Consider the following 19908-nt stretch of genomic DNA (forward strand, 5'->3'; position numbering starts at 1 on the left):
AGAACCATATTTCGGTGATTACAACATTGTCATGAGCCATATCCGTAACATACGGAAAAAAATAGAAGATAATCCAAGCAAGCCAATCTACATACAGACGGTTTGGGGAGTCGGCTATAAATTTAATAACAAACTGAAATGAGCAGGTATTGCAGAGTGTTTGTAATATCTGCTTTTTATATGACTGATAATAATGGTTTACGGACTTTGCCAGAGAAAGAATATAAGAAGGCTGTAAAATTTCACGTTGAATTTTACAGCTTTCCTGCGTATAATATATAAGTGAAGAAGCTATATTGTAGTAGGAAAGGAAGTTGATTTTATGCCAAATATATTACCGGTATCAGATTTAAGAAATTATAATGAAGTGTTGAAAAATTGCCAGATTGGAGAACCCGTGTTTTTGACCAAAAACGGTAGAGGTAAGTTTGTGGTTATGGATATTGAGGACTACGAGCGTGAAAAAGCCGAAAAGAAGCTACTCATGAAACTGCAGGAAGCAGAAGAAGCTGTTAGGGATGAAAGTGCCTGGATGAGTTTGGATGAACTAAAGAAATCTGTCGGGGTATAGCATATGATGAAATTGCGGATTAACCCTATTGTGGCAGAGGACTTGAAGAATATTAGAGAGTATATTGCTGAAGATAATGAAGAAATGGCGGTAAAGACCATCCAGGAGATATATGCTCGAATTGAAAATATACAGCAATTTCCGTACATGGGAGCTGATCTTGCTAAAAGGGTCAGCTTCCGAACGGATTATAAATATGTGATTTGCGGGAATTATGTTGTGCTGTATAAGATTGGAAAAGAATATGTGGAGATTTACCGGGTAGTGAACCGGTATCAGGATATTACGCAGATATTTTGATGCCATGATGGAAGGGAAAACAGAGTATGGAAAATAATATAAAATAAATGTTAGTATAGGATACTTTGTCGGAAGAGAGGATTATGAAATGACTAATCAAGAGATTGTTGCTAAGCTATGGAATTTATGCAATATATTGAGGGATGACGGTATTACATATCATCAATACGTTACCGAATTGACATATATTTTATTTTTAAAAATGGCGAAAGAAACTAATGCAGAAGAAAGTATAGCGAGTGGAGTAACTTTCTCTGAAAAAGATAAAAAGACTGAGAGAGAAGATAAACAATTGCTTGTTGAATACTCCTGGGATAAATTGGCATCTAAAACGGGGAACGAACTCAAATATTATTACAATAAGATGTTAAAAGTGTTTGGTAAGTATTGTAAAGGTTTAGTGAAAGAGATTTATATTGATGCATATTCAAATATTCAGTCACCAACTAATTTGGAATTGATTATACGAACTATGGATAAATTAGATTGGTATTCTGCTAAAGAGGAGGGACTCGGGAATTTATATGAAGGTTTATTGGCTAAAAATGCTGATGAAAAAAAATCTGGTGCAGGACAATATTTTACGCCGAGACCATTGATTGATGTTATGGTAAGAATGATTAAACCCAATGTGGGAGAAAAATGCAATGATCCAGCATGTGGAACTTTTGGGTTTATGATTGCTGCTGACAGATATATAAAGAAAAAAACAAATGATTTAAACGATTTGTCAGAAGAAGAAAAAAACTTTCAGATTAATTCCGCTTTTTCGGGATGTGAATTGGTTTCAGAGACATATAGGCTGGCGTTAATGAATGCTATGTTGCATGGTATTCACGCCAAAATCTATTGTGGCAATACATTGACAGAAGAGTTTGGAAAAAAAGAGGAATTGCAAAATCTAGATGTGGTATTGTCTAACCCACCTTTTGGAACCAAAAAAGGGGGAGAGTTGACTAATAGAACCGATTTTATGTTTGCTACAAGTAATAAGCAGTTTAATTTCCTTCAGCATATTTATCATAGTTTGAATACTAGTGGTAAAGCTAGAGCAGCGGTGGTAGTGCCTGATAATGTTCTTTTTGCAGATGGGGATGGTGAAAAAATTCGTTGTGAACTAATGGATAAATGCAATCTCCATACTATTTTACGCTTGCCCACTGGTATTTTTTATGCACAAGGGGTAAAAACAAATGTTTTGTTTTTCACAAGGGGGAAAAGTGATTATGGTAATACTAAAGAAGTGTGGTTTTATGATTTGAGAACAGATATGCCTTCATATGGAAAAACTACACCTTTAAAGGTGCAACATTTTGCTGATTTTGAATTGGCATATAATGCTAGTATAAGGGAAAAGGTATGTGATAAAAGATGGAGCGTATATACAAGAGAGGAAATACGTAATAATGGAAATAATCTTGATTTAGGTCTCATTCAAGAAAATAAAGATGAAGATCATGAATCAATATCCAATCCGATTGAAAATCTAGAAATGTGCATGAGTAATTTAGAAGAAGCAAAAAAAATGATTACCTGTGTAATTGAAGAATTGAAAACATTGGAGGTATGAAACAAATGAATATGGAGAAGTCAAAGACTTTTTCGGAGAGAAAGTCTTTAGTCTCTGAGGAAGAACAACCATATAAACTGCCGGATAATTGGTGTTGGACAAAAATAAAATATATTTGTAATTTATATAATGGAAAGAGCTTTAAATCGAGTGATTGGGTAGACAATGGTTTACCAATTGTACGAATACAGAACCTTAACAATCCTAATGCAGAGTATAATTATTATAATGGTGAGGTTGAAGAAAAATTCTATCTTAAAGGAGAAGAACTTTTATTTGCTTGGTCGGGAACACCAGGGACCTCATTTGGTGCACATATATGGAAAAATCAAGAGGCAGTATTAAATCAACATATTTTTAAGATTGTGTTTGACGAAGAACGAATAGATAAAGTATATCTGATGTATGCTATTAATCAACAATTAAATACATTAATTTCGAATGTACATGGTGGAGCAGGATTGCAACATATCACTAAAAGAGATTTTGAAGAAACGCTTATTCCGTTAGCACCGCTTTCGGAGCAAAAGAGGATTGTTTGGCGTATAGAGGATATGTTTGATAAACTTAATGAGGCAAAACAAATGCTACAAGGTGCAATAGAAAATATTGATATTTTTAAGAAAAATATATTGCATGATGCATTTTCAGGAAAGTTAACAGAACAATGGCGTAAGGAACAAGGCATAAAGTATGAGAGTAGAAAAATGAAAAAACTTTCAGTATTATGTGATTCTTTATCATATGGAACATCTAGAAAATCCCAAAAACAGGGTTCTGTGGCTGTAATACGTATGGGAAATTTGCAGAATGGTGAGATTGATTGGAGTGACATTGTATATACGGATAATCAAGATGATATTAGAAAATATATTTTGAAGCCAGGAGATGTTTTATTTAATCGGACGAATAGTTCTGAATTAGTTGGAAAAACTTCAATATATCGAGGAGAATGTCCTGCCATTTATGCGGGATACTTGTTGAAATTAGACTATGGAAAGGAACTAATTGGTGAATATCTTAATTATATTATGAATTCACCTCAAGCTAAAGCATATTGTAATACTGTAAAAAGCAATGGCGTAAACCAATCTAATATAAATGCTAAGAAAATAGGAAACTTTGTAATTCCAGTTCCATCAATTGATGAACAGAAGGAAATTGTAAGAATACTTAATTACTTTTTCAATAAAATAGAAAAAGCAAAAGAGTTATGTCAGCTTATGGAACAAATTAATGCAATCAAGGAACATATTTTGAATCTTGCTTTTTGTGGAATGTTAGGAACAAATGATATAAATGAAGAAAAAGCGGAAGAATCACTTAAATATATTATGTTGTTTAAGGAAGAGTCGTTGAAACAAAAAAATAAGAAAGTTATTTTGACGAAGGGAGAGCAGAGGATGACGCAGTCATTAATAGATTTGCTTAAAGAAGAGGATTGTCTTACTCCAGAAAAACTCAAGAGCAAGACAGAGATGGATATTGATGAGTTCTATGCACAACTTAAGCAATTAGTAGAACAAAACATTGTAGAGGAAGTTCGTAAAGATGGAGAGAGCTATTTGGGAGTGATAAATCATGCGAATTGACAAGGTTTATATTAAAGAATTTAAAAATCTTAAAGAGTTTTCTGTGGAGTTGGATACAGAACAATTAACAAATGTTTTCATAGGAAAAAACGGTGCGGGAAAGTCAAACTTTATTGAGGCGTTAGTTATTATATTTCGTGATTTGGATTTGAAAACCGTCACAATAGAATTTTCATATGAAATTGAATATTATTGTAAAAATGTTACTGTAAATATTAAAAATGATTCAAAGTCTAGAAAACAATTATTTTATATAAATCATAATAAAGTAACAAAAAAAGCATTTTATGAAAAGTGGCATACAAATGAAAGTTATCTACCAGAGCATGTATTTGCATATTACTCTGGTCCAAGCAATCGTTTAGAAAAGCATTTTTCGAAACATCAAAAGCAGTTTTACAATGCGTTGCTGAATGGCGATGATCAGGTGTTAAGACCTTTGTTTTACGCGCGTATGATTCACAGCAACTTTGTGCTATTGGCGTTCTTTTCATTTTATGATAGGGAATCATTAGATTTTTTGAGAGAATATTTGAATATAAGTTCTATTGAATCCATATTATTTGTGTTAAAAAAGCCAACGTGGAATAAAAAAGGGGTATATAGAAAAGATGAATTTTGGGGAGCTCGTGGTGTAGTACGTTCTTTTTTAGATGATCTATATAGATTGTCATTAGCACCGATTAAGGAAGATATGGTGTATGAAGAAGGATTTTCAAGTATTCATTGTGAAGTGACTTACCTCTATATAAAAGATCAAGAAAAATTAATGGAACTTGCAAAACATTATCATAATAATACAGAATTTTTTAAGTTTTTAGAAAGTACTTATTTATCTGATCTAATAAAAGAAATACGAATAAAAGTTAAAAAGACAGATGGTACAGTTATAACATTTAATGAACTTAGTGAAGGAGAACAGCAATTGCTGATGGTTCTAGGTTTGTTAAAATTTACTAAATCGAAAGAATCACTTTTCTTTTTGGATGAACCGGACACACATCTGAATCCAATGTGGAAATTTGATTATTTATCGCTGATACGAAGAGTAGTAGGCGAAAACGATAATAGTCAGATATTTATTTCGACGCATGATCCCATTGTAATTGGCGGGTTAAAAAAAGAAGCGGTGACAATTTTTGAACATGATAAAAATATTACGACTGTTAGAAGACCTGATGTCGATCCAAAAGGAATGGGAGTTGCGGGACTTTTGACCCAAATGTTTGATTTGCCAACGACTCTTGATTTGGAGACACAACGCCAATTGGATCGAAAGAGACAACTGACATATAAGGTAAATAGAACAACTGATGAGGATATAGAACTTAAACGTCTTACAAAAGAGTTGGAGCAACTAGGATTTTCACATTCGGTTAGGGACCCGCTTTATGAGAAATTTATTGAAAAACTATTTTCTAGACCTGAGTATCAGAACATAGATGTCTCACAAGAGCAATTGCCAGATATGTCTGCATTAATGGATGAAATAATGCGTGAGATACTAGAAGAGGAGAAGAAATGATTTTTATTGATTACAAAAATAATCCTCCATCTGAAGAGCTAATAGAAGAAGGGAAAGAACTTACTCAACAATTATTAGCTCTTCCTGAGGGTAAGAGAAAAGAATTTATTGAGCAAAATAAATCCTATTGGGGAAAGTTAAAGGACCATTTGGCGTCGCTGTCATATGGGAAGTGCTGGTATACTGAAGCACATGATATTGCGTCTGTGTACCATGTAGATCATTTCCGACCGAAAAATGAAACTAAGAAATTAAAAAAAGATTGTCGTATTGAAACAGATAATAATGATGAGGCTTATTGGTGGTTGGCTTTTGCTTGGGAAAATTATCGATTAAGTGGTAATATCCCCAACACATCAAAAAATGCATATTTTCCGTTAAGAAAAGGGTCTCCAATTGCTAAGAACATGAATGATCTGGATAAAGAATGGATTGGTCTTTTAGATCCGACGGATGAAACAGATGTAATGTTACTTACCTTTGGAGAAGATGGACGGGCTTATCCGGCATGTAATGATGATAGTTCGTGGGAAGCTCAAAGAGTTTCTTTGTCAATTCGCGTTTATGATTTAAATTCAACAACTCTTGTTGAAGCTAGGGTAGAAATTCAGAATCAATGTAAGCGCAGGGTAAATAGGATATTGAGATTAATGCAAGACAAAGAAAATAATTATAATCAGTTAGTAAAAGAAGAGATAAAGGAACAAATCCGTGAATTACGAAAAATGATGTACCCTAGTTCTGAATTATCGGCTGTAGCAAAACATTATATACTAAATCGAACAGAACCGTTTATAAAGGGTATTTTGTGTTAGTAATTAAAAAGTAGTTGCTTTATGTACATATAAAGTGTATTTTGTGAAACAATGATTTAATAGCAAAATTATAAAATATAATATCAAACTCTATACAGAAGTTTGATATTTGGGGATTAATAATTTTTTGACTGATAAGTGCATTCAAAGAAAAATATATTTTCTATAATGAGGATTGTTAGTATTATAAGAATAGTTAGTTGAAATTGTCCGACAATCAATCTATACACGTGATATACAACCGACCTCAAAACCCCAGTAAATCTGCGGACACCTCAGAAGATGCTATGACCGCCCAGGGTATTGTATAGTAAGCATTAAGAAGTCCCGGAAACATGATGTTTCCTGGCTTTTTTAATTGTCAGAATTGTTTATAAACCAGAGATAAAAGCAGTTAAAATGAGGTCGAAGTACACAGGTGGGTTACAAGTGGGACACACAATATTTTCGGAAAGAAACAATGCAAATCCGGATGCCCTGAATGACTGGAGAAGATGTGCTATACTGCCGATATGGAAAACCACAGAGCCGGGCGGCTTACCCTCTTTATCGGAGGGGCTACCCTCCAGACGAAAGAAAGGAGGGCGTTGCCAATGGTTACATATTCTGATATGATTCAGTTTTGTATATTCATTTGCGCCCTTGTCGGGTTGTGTTACACAATCTTCAAGGGGAAACGAAAATAGCCGCCAACTACCACGAATAGTTGACGGCTGTTATTAAGTAACAGTCAATTACTTTGAGGGTAGAGCCGCTTCTGTGGCTTTCCCTTTTCTTAAGTATAATATAGCATATCTGTTTTGAAAAATCAAGTAAAGCCATAGTGATGGCTTAGGAATGACGGTTTATACGGTTCTGTTCCAACTGATATTGAACCAGCGGAATGATGGTATCATGCAGTGGGACTATACGTAGAATTGAGATCTGAGTGAATTCGATTTGACAATCCATGCAGAATAGTAGACAATAAGGATAAATAATTTAAATACCGTTTGGGAGATTAATCCATTATGTATCAACGTAAATCAAAATTGCAGACGCTGCTGATCTTATCTGCTGATTGTGTCTGTATTTTTGTCAGTCTGATTCTGGCTAACTATATCAGAAATAAGAGACTTTTTGAAAGTGATAATGCGAGGATGGACTTTGGGATGCTGCTTGGCTCCTGTCTTGTGGTCTATCTTGCCATGAACCTTCTTCGTAATACCAACCGGAATATGTTCCTGAGAGGACCGCTGCATGAACTGGCGGGGATTGTCAGGAATAACCTGATCATGTTTGGCGGGGCAGCGGTGATCCTGTACTTTTTCAACCTGCTGGATGCCTATTCCAGACTGGTTCTCTTTCTGTTCCCGGTGTTCAACTGTGTACTGATGTTTCTGGTTCATCAATTATGGAAAAAGATGATGCCCTCCCTGTATCAGTGGATCTTTGAACAGCGTAAGATCCTGCTTGTGGCAGATGAGGAGAATGCTGCGATGCTGGTGGAAACCATGAAGGGGATGAAGGATTTCAGCTATGATCTGACAGGAATTGTTCCTATCGTAGAGAGTACACCGCTGTGGACAGAGGGAGAAATCTCCGGTGTTCCAGTCGTGGCAGACTTTGAGCATCTGATCGAATACTGCCAGATGGCATCTCTGGATGAAGTGATCGTAGTTGTTGAGAATAAACGCAGGAAGGATATGCTTCCCATTCTGGAGACTATGGCAGAAATGGGAATTACCGTGCATTATGAGATTCCGGTGCCGGAGCTTGCAAGTGCCAGCCAAAAGGCGCTTTCCCAGTTTGGAAGCTTTTATGCAGTTACCTATGCAAACCGGGTGGCACCGATAGGACAGCTGATCCTGAAAAGGGTGATGGATCTGGCCGGTGCGCTGGTGGGTTGTGTGATCCTGCTTGTACTGACGGTCTTTGTGGCACCTCTGATCAAGCTGGAATCGCCGGGACCTGTCTTTTTTGCACAGAAAAGAGTAGGCAGGAACGGACGTGTATTTAAGATGTACAAGTTCCGATCCATGTATGCGGATGCAGAAGAGCGCAAAAAGGAACTGATGGCACAGAATGAAATGAACGGTCTGATGTTTAAGATGGAGAATGATCCAAGAATTACGAAGGTGGGAAGATTCCTTAGGAAGACAAGCCTGGACGAGTTTCCACAGTTTCTGAATATTCTAAAGGGGGATATGAGTCTTGTGGGAACAAGACCGCCGACATTGGATGAGTTCAAGCATTACAGCCCTTATCATAAGAAGAGACTGAGCTTCCGTCCCGGACTGACCGGTATGTGGCAGGTCAGTGGAAGGAGTGATATTACGGACTTTGAAGAGATTGTACGGCTGGATGTAGAGTATATTGATAACTGGTCCTTTATGCTGGACGTGAAGATATTACTTAAGACCGTACTGGCCGTATTTAAGGAGAGCGGAGCCAAATAAGCAGTATGAAAAAGGTAGCATATCAGAAGGAAAATATCAGAGTCACCATGAACATGGCGTGGCCCTCTATTATTGAATCGTTTTTTGTAGCATTTGCGGGATTGATTGATTCCCTGATGGTCAGTTCACTTGGATCCTATGCAGTTGCTGCAATCGGACTGACGACACAGCCAAAGTTTATGGGGCTGTCTTTATTTTTTGCAGTGAATGTGGCAATCTCGGCACTTGTTGCCAGAAGAAGAGGAGAACAGAAGCAGGAGGATGCCAACAGGATCCTGAGTACGGTGATTGTTTTTATCATAGCGGCGGCTGTCATACTGAGTATTCTGTTTGTGGTATTTGCAGGACCGATCATCAGCCTGTGTGGATCTAATGCGGAAACTCATGACAGTGCAGTTGCCTATTTCCGGATCGTTATGGGAGGCATGATCTTTAACTGTGTACAGATGGGCATCAATGCGGCGCAGAGAGGTGCCGGCAATACAAAGATCACCATGCGCACCAATGTGACTTCCAATACGGTGAACATTATTTTCAATTATCTGCTGATTGGCGGACACCTGGGATTCCCGGCGCTTGGAATTCAGGGTGCAGCACTTGCTACTGTTCTAGGAACGGTAGTTGCCTGCATTATGAGTATTCTTTCCATACGGAAAAAGGAAGGCTTTATCAGTCTGCCTTATATTATGGAAAAAAGGATCATGCCGTCCTGGCAGAGCTTTGTACATATTGTAAAGGTCGGCTACAGTGTATTTTTTGAACAGGTTCTGATGAGGGTTGGTTTTATGCTTACGGCATTGATGGCAGCTGGGCAGGGAACGGCAGCTATGGCAGCACATCAGGTTGGCATGAATATCATGGGACTTTCTTTTTCCTTCGGAGATGGACTACAGGCAGCAGCAGTGGCACTGATCGGGAGAAGCCTTGGTGAAGGAGATGAAAGGCTGGCAAAGGAATATGGCAGTATCTGCAGGATGCTTGGAATGGTGATCTCTGTATGTCTGGTGGCCATTTATTTCTTTGGGGCAGAGCCACTGATGCGCCTGTTTTTTGAAGAAGAGGAGATCATTACGATCGGTGTCCATATCATGTATGTGATCATTTTTGTCGTCATTTTCCAGATTTCCCAGGTGGTTTATATGGGATGCCTGAGGGGAGCCGGAGATACACTTTACACAGCAGCTGCTTCGACGATCAGTGTGACTCTGATCAGAACGCTGGTATCTTATCTTGGAGGCTATGTGTTTGGCTTTGGTATTATCGGTATCTGGATGGGTGTCCTTGGAGACCAGGTATCCAGATTCCTGTTTGCCTCCACCAGATTCCGGGTAGGAAAGTGGACAAAGATTAAGATCTGAGCCAAAAAGACCATATAAAAAAATTGAAAAAAAGGCGCAGATAGAGTAAAATAGATTTATCTAACAGGAGGGTAACATATGCTTGCAACGTTAATACCTTTATTTGATGAAAATGTAGCTGTAAGGGCATATTCACTGTTTGCCCAGAAGAGAAATTCCTTTTTGGATCCCGGTTTTCTTGGAACAGCCAGCTATGATGGCATTGGTGTGATTGCCGGTCTTGATATCATTCAGGGAATGGGGATTGAGACACTGTCTGCAGATAAGGATGTTTTTGTAGAGGTCAATAATATTTCTCTTTTTGCAGACATTAACAGCCAGTGCAGTGTGGATCATGAAAGACTGATCCTGCTTTGTGACAATACTGTACTACCGGAGAAAATGTACATTGACAGACTGAAGGCACTGAAGGCTGATGGATATCAGCTTGCCATGAAGAAGCTGCCAGTAGCCAGGTTTGAAATATACAGGGAAGTGTTGAGCCTGATGGATTATATCTTCCTTGACCATAAGAAGATCGATATCAGTAAGGCCAAGATTTATTTCAGCAAGATATATCCGAATATCAAGCTATGTGCAGTCAATGTCAATACACAGGAAGAGTTTGATACCCTGCGTAAGGATGGAGGGTATACACTGTATGAAGGAGAGTTCTACCGCATTCCTGTTACCAGAGGTCAGGAAGAGGTTTCTCCTTTGAAGGTGAATTATATTGAACTGCTGAATATAGTCAATGATGATGATTTTGACCTGACAAAGGCAGCAGATATTATCGGACGTGATACGGCGCTTGTCATTCTGCTTCTGAAGATGGTAAACAGAATGACAGTGAATTCGGGGATCACCTCGATCAGGCATGCAGCAGCCATGCTGGGTCAGAAGGAACTGAAGAAGTGGATCAACACAGCAGTGACAAGTGAGCTTTGCGCAGATAAGCCGAATGAAGTGACAAGGCTTTCTCTGCTGCGTGCTAAATTTGCGGAGAATCTGGCACCGGCTTTTGAGATGGCAGGACATTCTTCTGAACTGTTCCTGATGGGACTGTTCTCCGTTCTGGATCTGATTCTGGATAAGCCTATGGATGAGGCACTGGATATGGTCAAGGTATCGAAGAATATCAGAGAGGCGCTGATTGACGATAAGGGAGAACTGGCAGAGGTTCTTGACTTCATTGAGCATTATGAAAGAGCATCTTGGCAGGAGGTTTCCAGACAGATGATCCTTCGCAACATTGATATGAATAGTGTATACAATGCGTATGTGGATTCTCTGAAGTGGTATCGTGATCTTTTTGCAAAATAAAAGAAGCTAACAGACAGGCATTGTAGAAATGCCTAAAAACAGCAACTGATTTTAAGGAAATATGCCGATAGAACAAGAATGCAGAATTTGATATAATATAGAAAACTCGGAAACCGAAATGAGTTTCCGGGTTTTCTTTTTACCAATAAGGAAACCATAAAATGAAATCTGGTTTCCGACAAAAAGGATCTAAACCAGAAGAGGATCAATGACAGGAAGGAAAGCGAATGGAAAAGATTACAGAGATACAGGAAAAGATTCTGAATGCGGCCATAGCGGAGTTTGCAGAAAAAGGACTGAAATTCACCATGAATGACGTGGCAGGGCGTCTTACCATGAGCAAGAAAACACTGTATACCATTTATGAAAGCAAGGAAGCCATGCTGCTTGCCCTGGCAGATTACTGCTTTCGGGATATTAAACGCAGTGAGCAGGAGATTGTAAAGGATCCCTCCCTTTCCATCATAGAAAAGATCGAGAAGATAATGGTAGTGCTTCCTGAGAAATATCAGAATATCGGACTGAGCAATCTGTATCAGTTAAAGGAAAAATATCCTCATGTCTACCGGAGCGTGGAGCAGTATCTGGATACGGACTGGGATGCAACGATCTCACTGATCGAGCAGGGGATTGATAGAGGAGAGGTAAGACCGGTGTCCATACCGATCATCAAGAGTATGCTGGAAGGGACGATCAGCCATTTCTTTGCCAGCAATGTACTGATAGAAAGCGGGATCAGCTATGAAGAAGCACTGCAGGAAATGATACAGGTACTGATCCATGGCATGAAGGAGGAAAGGCAATGAACAGAAACAGGGAAAACAGGATCTACTGGAACAGAGGATGGTCTTTTTTTGAAGAATATACTCCAGCTTTGTGTGAAAAGGAAACAGCTGGGTTTCCGGAAGGGACAGAGGTAGAACTGCCACATACAGCTGCTGTCACACCGCTTCATTATTTTGACGAAAGCATCTACCAGAAGCACTGTGCGTACAGAAAATGCTTTGTACCGGAAAAGGACTGGGAAGGAAAACGGATCTTTCTGAATATTGAAGCGGCAGGCCACAGTGCCAGGGTTTATCTGAATGGCATTCTGCTGACGGAGCATTTCTGTGGCTACACAGCATTCCAGGCAGAGCTGACGGCAGGGATCCGTCAGGGAATGGAAAATGTCCTTCTGATCGAGGTGGATAGCAGGGAGAGCCAGGATCTGCCGCCCTTTGGAAGAGCTATTGATTATATGACCTTTGGCGGACTATATCGGGAAGTTTATCTGGATATCAGAGAAAAGTATTGTATCACAGATGTGTTTGCCAGAACAGAAAAGGTAATGGAAGAAAAGCCGGTACTTTCCAGTGAGATCACACTGAATACAGGGGAGGAGATCCGGCGGCTTTCTCAGGATAACTGGGAGGACTGGCAGGAAAAGCTGCAGACAGAAGGACTTATGATCAGACAGAGCCTTATTTTTACAGAGCAGACAGAGGAAGGACCGACATCCGGTATTTACCTGCTTACGAAAAATGAGCTCGTACATGAGGTAGAAGGGGTGAAGCTGTGGTCTCCTGAAGATCCGTTCCTTTATCTTTTCAGGACAGAACTCTATCGGGAAGGAAAGCTGCTTGACACCTATGATGTCCGGATCGGCTTCCGGGAAGCTGAGTTTCGGAAGGATGGATTTTATCTGAACGGCAAGAAACTGAAGATCAGAGGATTAAACAGGCACCAGAGCTATCCCTATGTGGGATATGCAATGCCGGCTTCCATGCAGAGACAGGATGCGGATATTTTGAAACAGGAGCTTTCAGTGAATGCTGTCAGAACCTCCCACTATCCGCAGTCACAGCATTTCATTGACAGATGCGATGAGATCGGCCTTCTGGTATTTACAGAAATTCCGGGCTGGCAGTATGTGGGAGGAGAGAAATGGCAGGAGCAGGCTGTGAAGAACACAGAAGAAATGATATTGCAGTACCGGAATCATCCTTCCATTATCCTGTGGGGTGTGCGGATCAATGAATCGGAGGACAATGATCCTTTTTACCACCGGACCAATGAGACAGCACATCGCCTGGATCCTGGAAGGCAGACCAGTGGAGTAAGATATCTGCAGAAAAGCTCTCTGCTTGAGGACGTCTATGCCTTCAATGACTTTTCGCATGAAGGGAACAACAGAGGATGCAGGAAAAAGAAGGCAGTAACACCGGATCCTGAAAAAGGATATCTGATCAGTGAATACAATGGACATATGTATCCGACCAAAACCTTTGACAGTGAGGGACACAGGACAGAGCATATGCTGCGTCACGCCAGAGTCATGGATGCCTATTATGGGGAAGAGGATATTGCCGGGGGCTTTGGCTGGTGCATGTTCGATTACAATACCCACAAGGATTTTGGCAGCGGTGACAGGATCTGTTACCACGGCGTCATGGATGCCTTCCGGAATCCCAAGCTTGCTGCAGCGCTTTATCAGAGCCAGGGGGAAGAAGAAACGGTACTTAAGATATCTTCCTCCATGGATATCGGCGAATATCCGGCCAGCCTGATCCGGAATGTGTATGCAGTGACCAATACGGACAGTATCCGGGTATATAAAAATGAAGAGCTGGTGGGAACCTTTGAAACAGGGGATTCTCCTTTCAGAAATCTCCTACACGGTCCCATTCTTTTGGATGATTTCATAGGAGATCTGCTGGAAACGAAGGAAGGCTTTTCGAAGGAAAAGGCAGCAGATGTAAAAAAAGTGCTGCTTTCCATTGCGAAAAACGGACTAAACCATATTCCGTTTGGAACGATCCTGATGGCACTCAAGTGCGTGCTGTTTCGGGGAATGAAGATGCAGGATGCGGTAGAACTTTATAATAAATATATTGGAAACTGGGGCGGTATCGCGACAGAATATCGTTTTGAAGCAGTGAAGGATGGTGTGGTCGTTTTCACAGTGCGGAAAGGACCGGCGAGACAGCCTCATCTCAAGACCAGAGTATCAGACAATCATCTGGTGATCGGAGATACCTATGATGTGGCAGAGATCAGGCTGATGGCAGAAAGTGAGTATGGAGATATGTTATGCTTCTGTCAGGAAGCACTGAAACTGCGCACAGAAGGCCCCATAGCACTGATCGGACCGGAGATGATCAGTTTAAATGGAGGTATGGGCGGTGTCTATGTCAGAACGACAGGTGAAGAGGGCAGAGCTGTGCTTATATTGAGCAGCGGGCTGTTCGGAGAAATGCGGATTGATTTTACGGTAGAGAAGGAGGTATTGCAATGAAGCTTTCAAAAAAGGAAACGATTTCTTATGGACTTGGTGCAGTAGGCAAGGATATGGTGTATATGCTGTCTGCCAGCTACGTGCTTTATTATTATCAGGATATCCTGGGTGTCAGTGCCTTTGCCATGGGGGTGATTCTGATGGCAGCCCGTATCTTTGATGCCTTTAACGATCCGGTCATGGGTGTGATCGTGGCAAAGACCAGAACCAGATGGGGACGGTTCAGACCCTGGCTGCTGATTGGTACCTGCCTGAATGCGGTAGTACTGTATCTGATGTTCGCAGCACCGTCCGCTCTTTCCGGAAACGGACTGATCGCCTATGCAGCTGTATTTTATATACTCTGGGGTGTGACATATACCATGATGGATATTCCCTTCTGGTCTATGATCCCTGCCTTTACAGAGGGAGGAAAGGAAAGAGAGAACCTGACGACCATAGCACGTTCCTGTGCTGGTGTTGGCTCGGCACTGATTACAGTGGTTACTATGATCTGTGTGCCGCTGCTTGGAAGAATCGGACATTCTCATATGACAGAAAGAGAGATTGAACGGTACGGTTTCCAGTGGTTCGCCCTTGTGGTCGCGATCCTTTTTGTTGTACTTTTGGTTCTTACCTGTATCAATATCAAAGAAAAATCAACAGTGGATATGGAAGCTCCTTCTATTGGGCAGATGTTCCAGGCACTGATTAAAAATGACCAGGCAATGACGGTAGTGATCACGATTGTACTGATCAACTGTTCCCTGTATATTACTTCCAATCTGCTGATCTATTTCTTTAAATATGATATCGGTGGTGCAAACTGGAATGCAGGTTATGTGCTGTTTAATACCTTTGGTGGTGGTGTGCAGATCCTGTCCATGATGCTGTTTTATCCGCTGCTCCGGAAGTTGCTCAGTGCACTGCAGGTGTTTTATGTGAGCTTTGTGATGGCTGTAGGCGGCTATGTTGTATTGCTTATCCAGATGTTTATGGGAGTCAGAAATGTGTATCTTCTGCTGATTCCCGGGTTCTTTGTATTTATGGCCTTTGGTATGCTGACCGTGCTTACAACGGTATTTCTTGCCAATACAGTAGATTATGGGGAACTGAAAAACAGCAGAAGAGATGAAAGTGTGATCTTTTCCATGCAGACCTTTGTGGTAAAGCTGGCAAGTGGTGTGGCGGCTATGATCGCATCCATCTGCCTCAGCATCAGCCATATCAGTCAGGATACCTCGGCAGCAGAGACAGCTGCAGCAGGTGCGTCTTCCGTGGCGGTTCTCAGGATGACAATGACAGTGCTTCCGATTGCTGGTCTTTTGATAGCAGTTTTTATCTTTACCAGAAAATATATGCTGACTGATGAGAAGCTTAGAGAGATCACAGAAGAGCTGCAGAGAAGGAAAGGGGATATGCGATGATCACAGAAAATAATGGAAGATTTTTGATTGAAACAGACCATACCAGCTATCTGTTTTATGTAGATCCGGCAGGATTTCTGACGCATCTCTATTATGGGGAAAAGCTGTTTCTGACGGAGGACGGGATAGATGCCATGATCCCGGTGATATCCAATCAGAACGGCTGCAGTATCATCGCTGACCAAAAGGAAAGCACGGTTTCTCTGGATGACTGGTGCCAGGAAGCTTCCTCCCGTGGAAGGGGAGATCTGGGACAACCCATGATCGAGCTTGTGTATGCGGATGGAAGCAGGAGCAGTGATTTCCGGTTTGAAAGCTTCCGGATAGAAAGGATAAAGGAACAGCCGGATGGTCTGCCTGGAGCATACAAAGAGGAGGAACAGGAGGGCAGCTCCCTGGTTATTGTTCTGCGGGATCAGAAAAGCCGGACAGTACTGGAGCTGGTTTACAGTGTCTTTGAAGAGTGCGACTGTATCACCCGCTTTGCCAGAGTGAGGAATGAAGGAGAAGAGCCGGTGCGTATTCTCCGGCTGATGAGTACACAGCTTGATGTGAGGACAGATGGACAGCAGAAGATCTTAAGCTTTTCCGGAGAATGGGCGAGAGAGATGGAGCCTGTGGAAACTATCCTGTCCGCATCAAGGTTTACGGTGGAATCCGGTGGCGGCACTTCTTCAAACAAAGCCAACCCTTTCATAATTTTTGGAGAAACAGAACTTTCCGAAACCTACGGACAGTGTTATGGATTTAACCTGCTTTATTCTGGAAACCACCAGGAAACACTGGAGATCGGCGGGCATGGAAGGGCACGTTTCCTTTCCGGGATCCATCCTGAATTTCTGGAAATCACCCTGCAGCCTTTAGAGAGCTTCTGCAGTCCTGAGGCGGTACAGACGTTTTCGGACGGCGGCTATCAGCAGATCAGTCTCCATATGCATGCCTTTGTCAGGGAGCATATTGTCAGGGGATACTGGAAAAAAAAGGAGCGTCCGATCCTCATTAATTCATGGGAAGCCATGTATTTTGATGTGAGGGAGAAAAAGGTACTGAAGCTGGCGAAAGAGGCGGCAAAAGCGGGAATTGAACTGTTTGTACTGGATGATGGATGGTTTGGAAAGAGAAATTCTGACAAAGAAGCGCTTGGCGACTGGAATGACAATACCGAAAAGCTTCCAGGTGGGCTTGCCGGACTTTCCGAGAGGATTCATGCCATGGGCATGAAGTTTGGGATCTGGGTAGAGCCGGAGATGGTCAGTGAAAATTCAGAGCTGTACAGAGCACATCCGGACTATGCAGTGACAGTCCCCGGTACTGAACCGGCGAGGGGAAGAAATCAGCTTCTCCTTGATCTGACGAGGGAAGAGGTACAGGAATATCTGATCCGGGAAATGACAGGGGTATTCACGAGAAGCAGGGCTGATTATGTGAAATGGGATATGAACCGGAACTTTTCCGATTATTACAGTCAGGCATTGCCGGCAGAGGAGCAGGGCGTCTTTGCCCATCGGTACGTGCTTGGACTTTACCGGGTGATCCGGGAGCTGACAGAGCGTTTCCCCAAGATCCTCTTTGAAGGCTGTGCTTCTGGCGGCAACCGGTTTGATCTTGGCATGCTTTGCTATATGCCACAGATCTGGGCCAGTGACTGTACGGATGCACTGCAGCGGGCCAGGATCCAGAATGGCTACAGCTACGGCTATCCCCAATCGGTACTGGGAGCTCATGTATCGGCAAGTCCAAATCATCAGACTCTTCGAAGAATCCCTCTGGAGAGCCGGTTTGCCATAGCGTGTGCAGGTGTTCTTGGATATGAGTGTAACTTAAGTGACCTGTCCGCAGGAGAACTTGCTGAAATCAGGGAAGAAGTAAAGCTTTATAAGGAATGGAGAGAGATCCTGCAGTTTGGACAGTTCTACCGGCTTAAGGGGCATGCGGCAAAGGGAAGGTTTGATACGGAGGCTGTGAGATGGAATATCGTAAGCCCGGATGGAACAAGGGCAGTCGGGATCACGTTCCAGAATCAGGTGCTCCCCAATTATTCCCACAGATATCTGAAGACCAGGGGACTTTTGGAGGACAGAATATATCATGTTTATAACAGAAGCCTTAAATATGATATCCGGAGAATGGGGGATCTGATCAATACCGTATCACCCATTCCGGTGAAACAGGATTCCCTGCTTCATGGGGCGTTATCTCATCTGGTACAGCTTGATGGAGAAAAGGAAGACCATATCGTGACAGGAAGTATCCTGAACAAAGCGGGGATTCCTCTTGCCAGTGGATATCAGGGAACTGGCTTTGAAGGAAATACGGCCTTTTATCAGGATTATGATGCGCGTATTTTCCTGATAGAGGAGGCAGCGCCTGCAGAAGGAACAGGGATCAGAGAGGCTGTTTCCCGATCCGGCGGTAAATAATAACAAAATAAATGATCTGTGCCAGTGCAGTGATGCTCCAGGAAAATGCATAGAGCAGATACAGGGACTGGATCGTATGAAAATAGGCGAATATGGTGTAGATCCATATGATACGGAATACACAGGAGCCAAGGATGACCATAACGGTAGGAACGATCGTTTTGCCAAGTCCTCTGGAAGCTGCAATGGTACAGTCCATGAATGCAGAAATGCTGTAGGAAAGCGCCATGACGGAAAGCCGGATGATTCCTGCATCTACAACCTCGCGGTCGTTGGTAAACAGGGACAGGAAAGGATAGCGGAAGAGATAAAGGGCACATCCCAGAACAAGACCGATCATAAAGGAATAGAACAGGGAGATGAAGTAACTTTTCAGAACCCTGTCCTTTTTCTGTGCTCCATAGTTCTGGGCAATGAAGCTGGCACAGGCGGTATAAATAGCAGCCATCAGATCATAGAGCAGGGGATCTGCATTCTGGGCAGCGGAATTGCCCTCCACCATGATATGGTCGAAGGAGTTGACGCCGGTCTGGACAAAAAGATTGGCAATTGCAAAGATCGTATTCTGAAAGGCAGAAGGTACACTGATGGACAGAATACGCCTCACCTTATCCCTTGTCATATGAAGGGCAGACAGGGTGATGCCAAAGCTGCTGTCCGTTTTCAGGAGCAGCCGCAGGATCAGCAGGGCAGAAATATACTGGGAGCTGATGCTGGCGATCGCAACACCAGCTACGTCCAGCTTACATACGATGACAAAAAACAGATTCAGGATCACATTGAGGATCCCGGCAAAGGTCAGATAATATAAGGGGCGTCTGGTATCGCCTGCAGCACTCAGCACCGCATTGCCAAAGTTGTACATGGCGAGAGCCGGCATGCCAAGCAGATAGATCCTAAGGTACAGGACAGCACCGTTTATCAGTTCGTCCTTGGTATTGATGAGTCTGAGCACCTGAGGGGTAAACAGGATGCCGAAGATCATGAGGAGCATGCCGAGGATAAAGCTTAAGATGGCTGCAGTATGTACTGTTTCAGTCAGGTCTTTGTCACTCCTAGAGCCGATATAAAGAGCAGTCAGGGCATTGATACCGCCGGCAAAGCCGATCAGAAGCCCGGTAAAAAGAGTGACAAGGATACTGGTTGATCCTACAGAACCAAGCGCAAGTGATCCTGCAAATTTACCGACAACCGCAATGTCTGACATATTGAAAAGCACCTGAAGGATATTGGAAAACATCAGGGGAATGCTGAATATGGCGATCTTTTTAAAGAGAGAACCTTCACAAAGGTTCATTTCATACTTTTTCATAATACCTCACATCAGTTCTAAA

The 19908-nt window shown here is 41.9% G+C and carries 15 protein-coding genes; 14 read left to right on the top strand and 1 reads right to left on the bottom strand.

The genetic code is table 11. From position 1 onward, the window contains the following. From WJQ40_RS11835 to WJQ40_RS11900, 14 genes are all read left to right on the top strand, one after another. The coding region (locus tag WJQ40_RS11835) for a helix-turn-helix domain-containing protein (RefSeq protein ID WP_337540600.1) at positions 1–142 on the top strand (142 nt) is incomplete at its 5' end. Between the two features lie 180 nt (positions 143–322). Next, positions 323–571, top strand: coding sequence for a type II toxin-antitoxin system prevent-host-death family antitoxin (locus WJQ40_RS11840; RefSeq protein ID WP_055194703.1), 249 nt, complete (start codon positions 323–325; stop codon positions 569–571). Positions 572–574: 3 nt separating this feature from the next. Then, positions 575–871 (top strand): type II toxin-antitoxin system RelE/ParE family toxin, encoded by a 297-nt coding sequence (locus tag WJQ40_RS11845; RefSeq protein ID WP_337540473.1) that lies wholly within the window; start codon positions 575–577, stop codon positions 869–871. 88 nt (positions 872–959) lie between these two features. Beyond that, positions 960–2441 (top strand): N-6 DNA methylase, encoded by a 1482-nt coding sequence (locus tag WJQ40_RS11850; protein WP_337540475.1) that lies wholly within the window; start codon positions 960–962, stop codon positions 2439–2441. Between the two features lie 5 nt (positions 2442–2446). Beyond that, the gene (locus WJQ40_RS11855; RefSeq protein WP_337540477.1) at positions 2447–4033 is read left to right on the top strand and encodes a restriction endonuclease subunit S; all 1587 of its coding nucleotides are present in this window, start codon (positions 2447–2449) and stop codon (positions 4031–4033) included. Beyond that, complete coding sequence (locus tag WJQ40_RS11860; protein ID WP_337540479.1) at positions 4023–5558, top strand: AAA family ATPase; 1536 nt, start codon at positions 4023–4025, stop codon at positions 5556–5558. The genes WJQ40_RS11855 and WJQ40_RS11860 overlap by 11 nt, the downstream gene beginning before the upstream one ends. Continuing rightward, the gene (locus WJQ40_RS11865) at positions 5555–6373 is read left to right on the top strand and encodes a hypothetical protein (RefSeq protein ID WP_337540481.1); all 819 of its coding nucleotides are present in this window, start codon (positions 5555–5557) and stop codon (positions 6371–6373) included. Before WJQ40_RS11860 ends, WJQ40_RS11865 begins: the two co-directional genes overlap by 4 nt. A 1010-nt stretch (positions 6374–7383) precedes the next feature. Then, positions 7384–8811 (top strand): sugar transferase, encoded by a 1428-nt coding sequence (locus tag WJQ40_RS11870; protein ID WP_337540483.1) that lies wholly within the window; start codon positions 7384–7386, stop codon positions 8809–8811. Positions 8812–8816: 5 nt separating this feature from the next. Then, positions 8817–10169 carry an MATE family efflux transporter gene (locus WJQ40_RS11875; RefSeq protein WP_337540485.1) on the top strand — a complete coding sequence of 451 codons (1353 nt, stop codon included), beginning with the start codon at positions 8817–8819 and terminating at the stop codon, positions 10167–10169. A gap of 78 nt (positions 10170–10247) precedes the next feature. Next, complete coding sequence (locus WJQ40_RS11880; RefSeq protein ID WP_337404101.1) at positions 10248–11471, top strand: HDOD domain-containing protein; 1224 nt, start codon at positions 10248–10250, stop codon at positions 11469–11471. 227 nt (positions 11472–11698) lie between these two features. After that, positions 11699–12277 (top strand): TetR/AcrR family transcriptional regulator, encoded by a 579-nt coding sequence (locus WJQ40_RS11885; protein ID WP_118797790.1) that lies wholly within the window; start codon positions 11699–11701, stop codon positions 12275–12277. Further along, positions 12274–14748, top strand: coding sequence for a glycoside hydrolase family 2 TIM barrel-domain containing protein (locus WJQ40_RS11890; protein ID WP_337540488.1), 2475 nt, complete (start codon positions 12274–12276; stop codon positions 14746–14748). Before WJQ40_RS11885 ends, WJQ40_RS11890 begins: the two co-directional genes overlap by 4 nt. Next, on the top strand, positions 14745–16154 hold the full coding sequence (locus tag WJQ40_RS11895; protein WP_337540491.1) for a glycoside-pentoside-hexuronide (GPH):cation symporter: 1410 nt from the start codon (positions 14745–14747) through the stop codon (positions 16152–16154). Before WJQ40_RS11890 ends, WJQ40_RS11895 begins: the two co-directional genes overlap by 4 nt. After that, the gene (locus tag WJQ40_RS11900; RefSeq protein ID WP_337540493.1) at positions 16151–18574 is read left to right on the top strand and encodes an alpha-galactosidase; all 2424 of its coding nucleotides are present in this window, start codon (positions 16151–16153) and stop codon (positions 18572–18574) included. The genes WJQ40_RS11895 and WJQ40_RS11900 overlap by 4 nt, the downstream gene beginning before the upstream one ends. Here the strand turns inward: WJQ40_RS11900 and WJQ40_RS11905 are convergent. Next, positions 18540–19886, bottom strand: coding sequence for an MATE family efflux transporter (locus WJQ40_RS11905; RefSeq protein ID WP_337540495.1), 1347 nt, complete (start codon positions 19884–19886; stop codon positions 18540–18542). The genes WJQ40_RS11900 and WJQ40_RS11905 overlap by 35 nt on opposite strands. Between the last annotated feature and the right edge of the window lie 22 nt (positions 19887–19908).

Origin of the sequence: Suilimivivens sp. (assembly GCF_037359455.1) — a bacterium.
GTDB lineage: Bacteria > Bacillota > Clostridia > Lachnospirales > Lachnospiraceae > Suilimivivens > Suilimivivens aceti.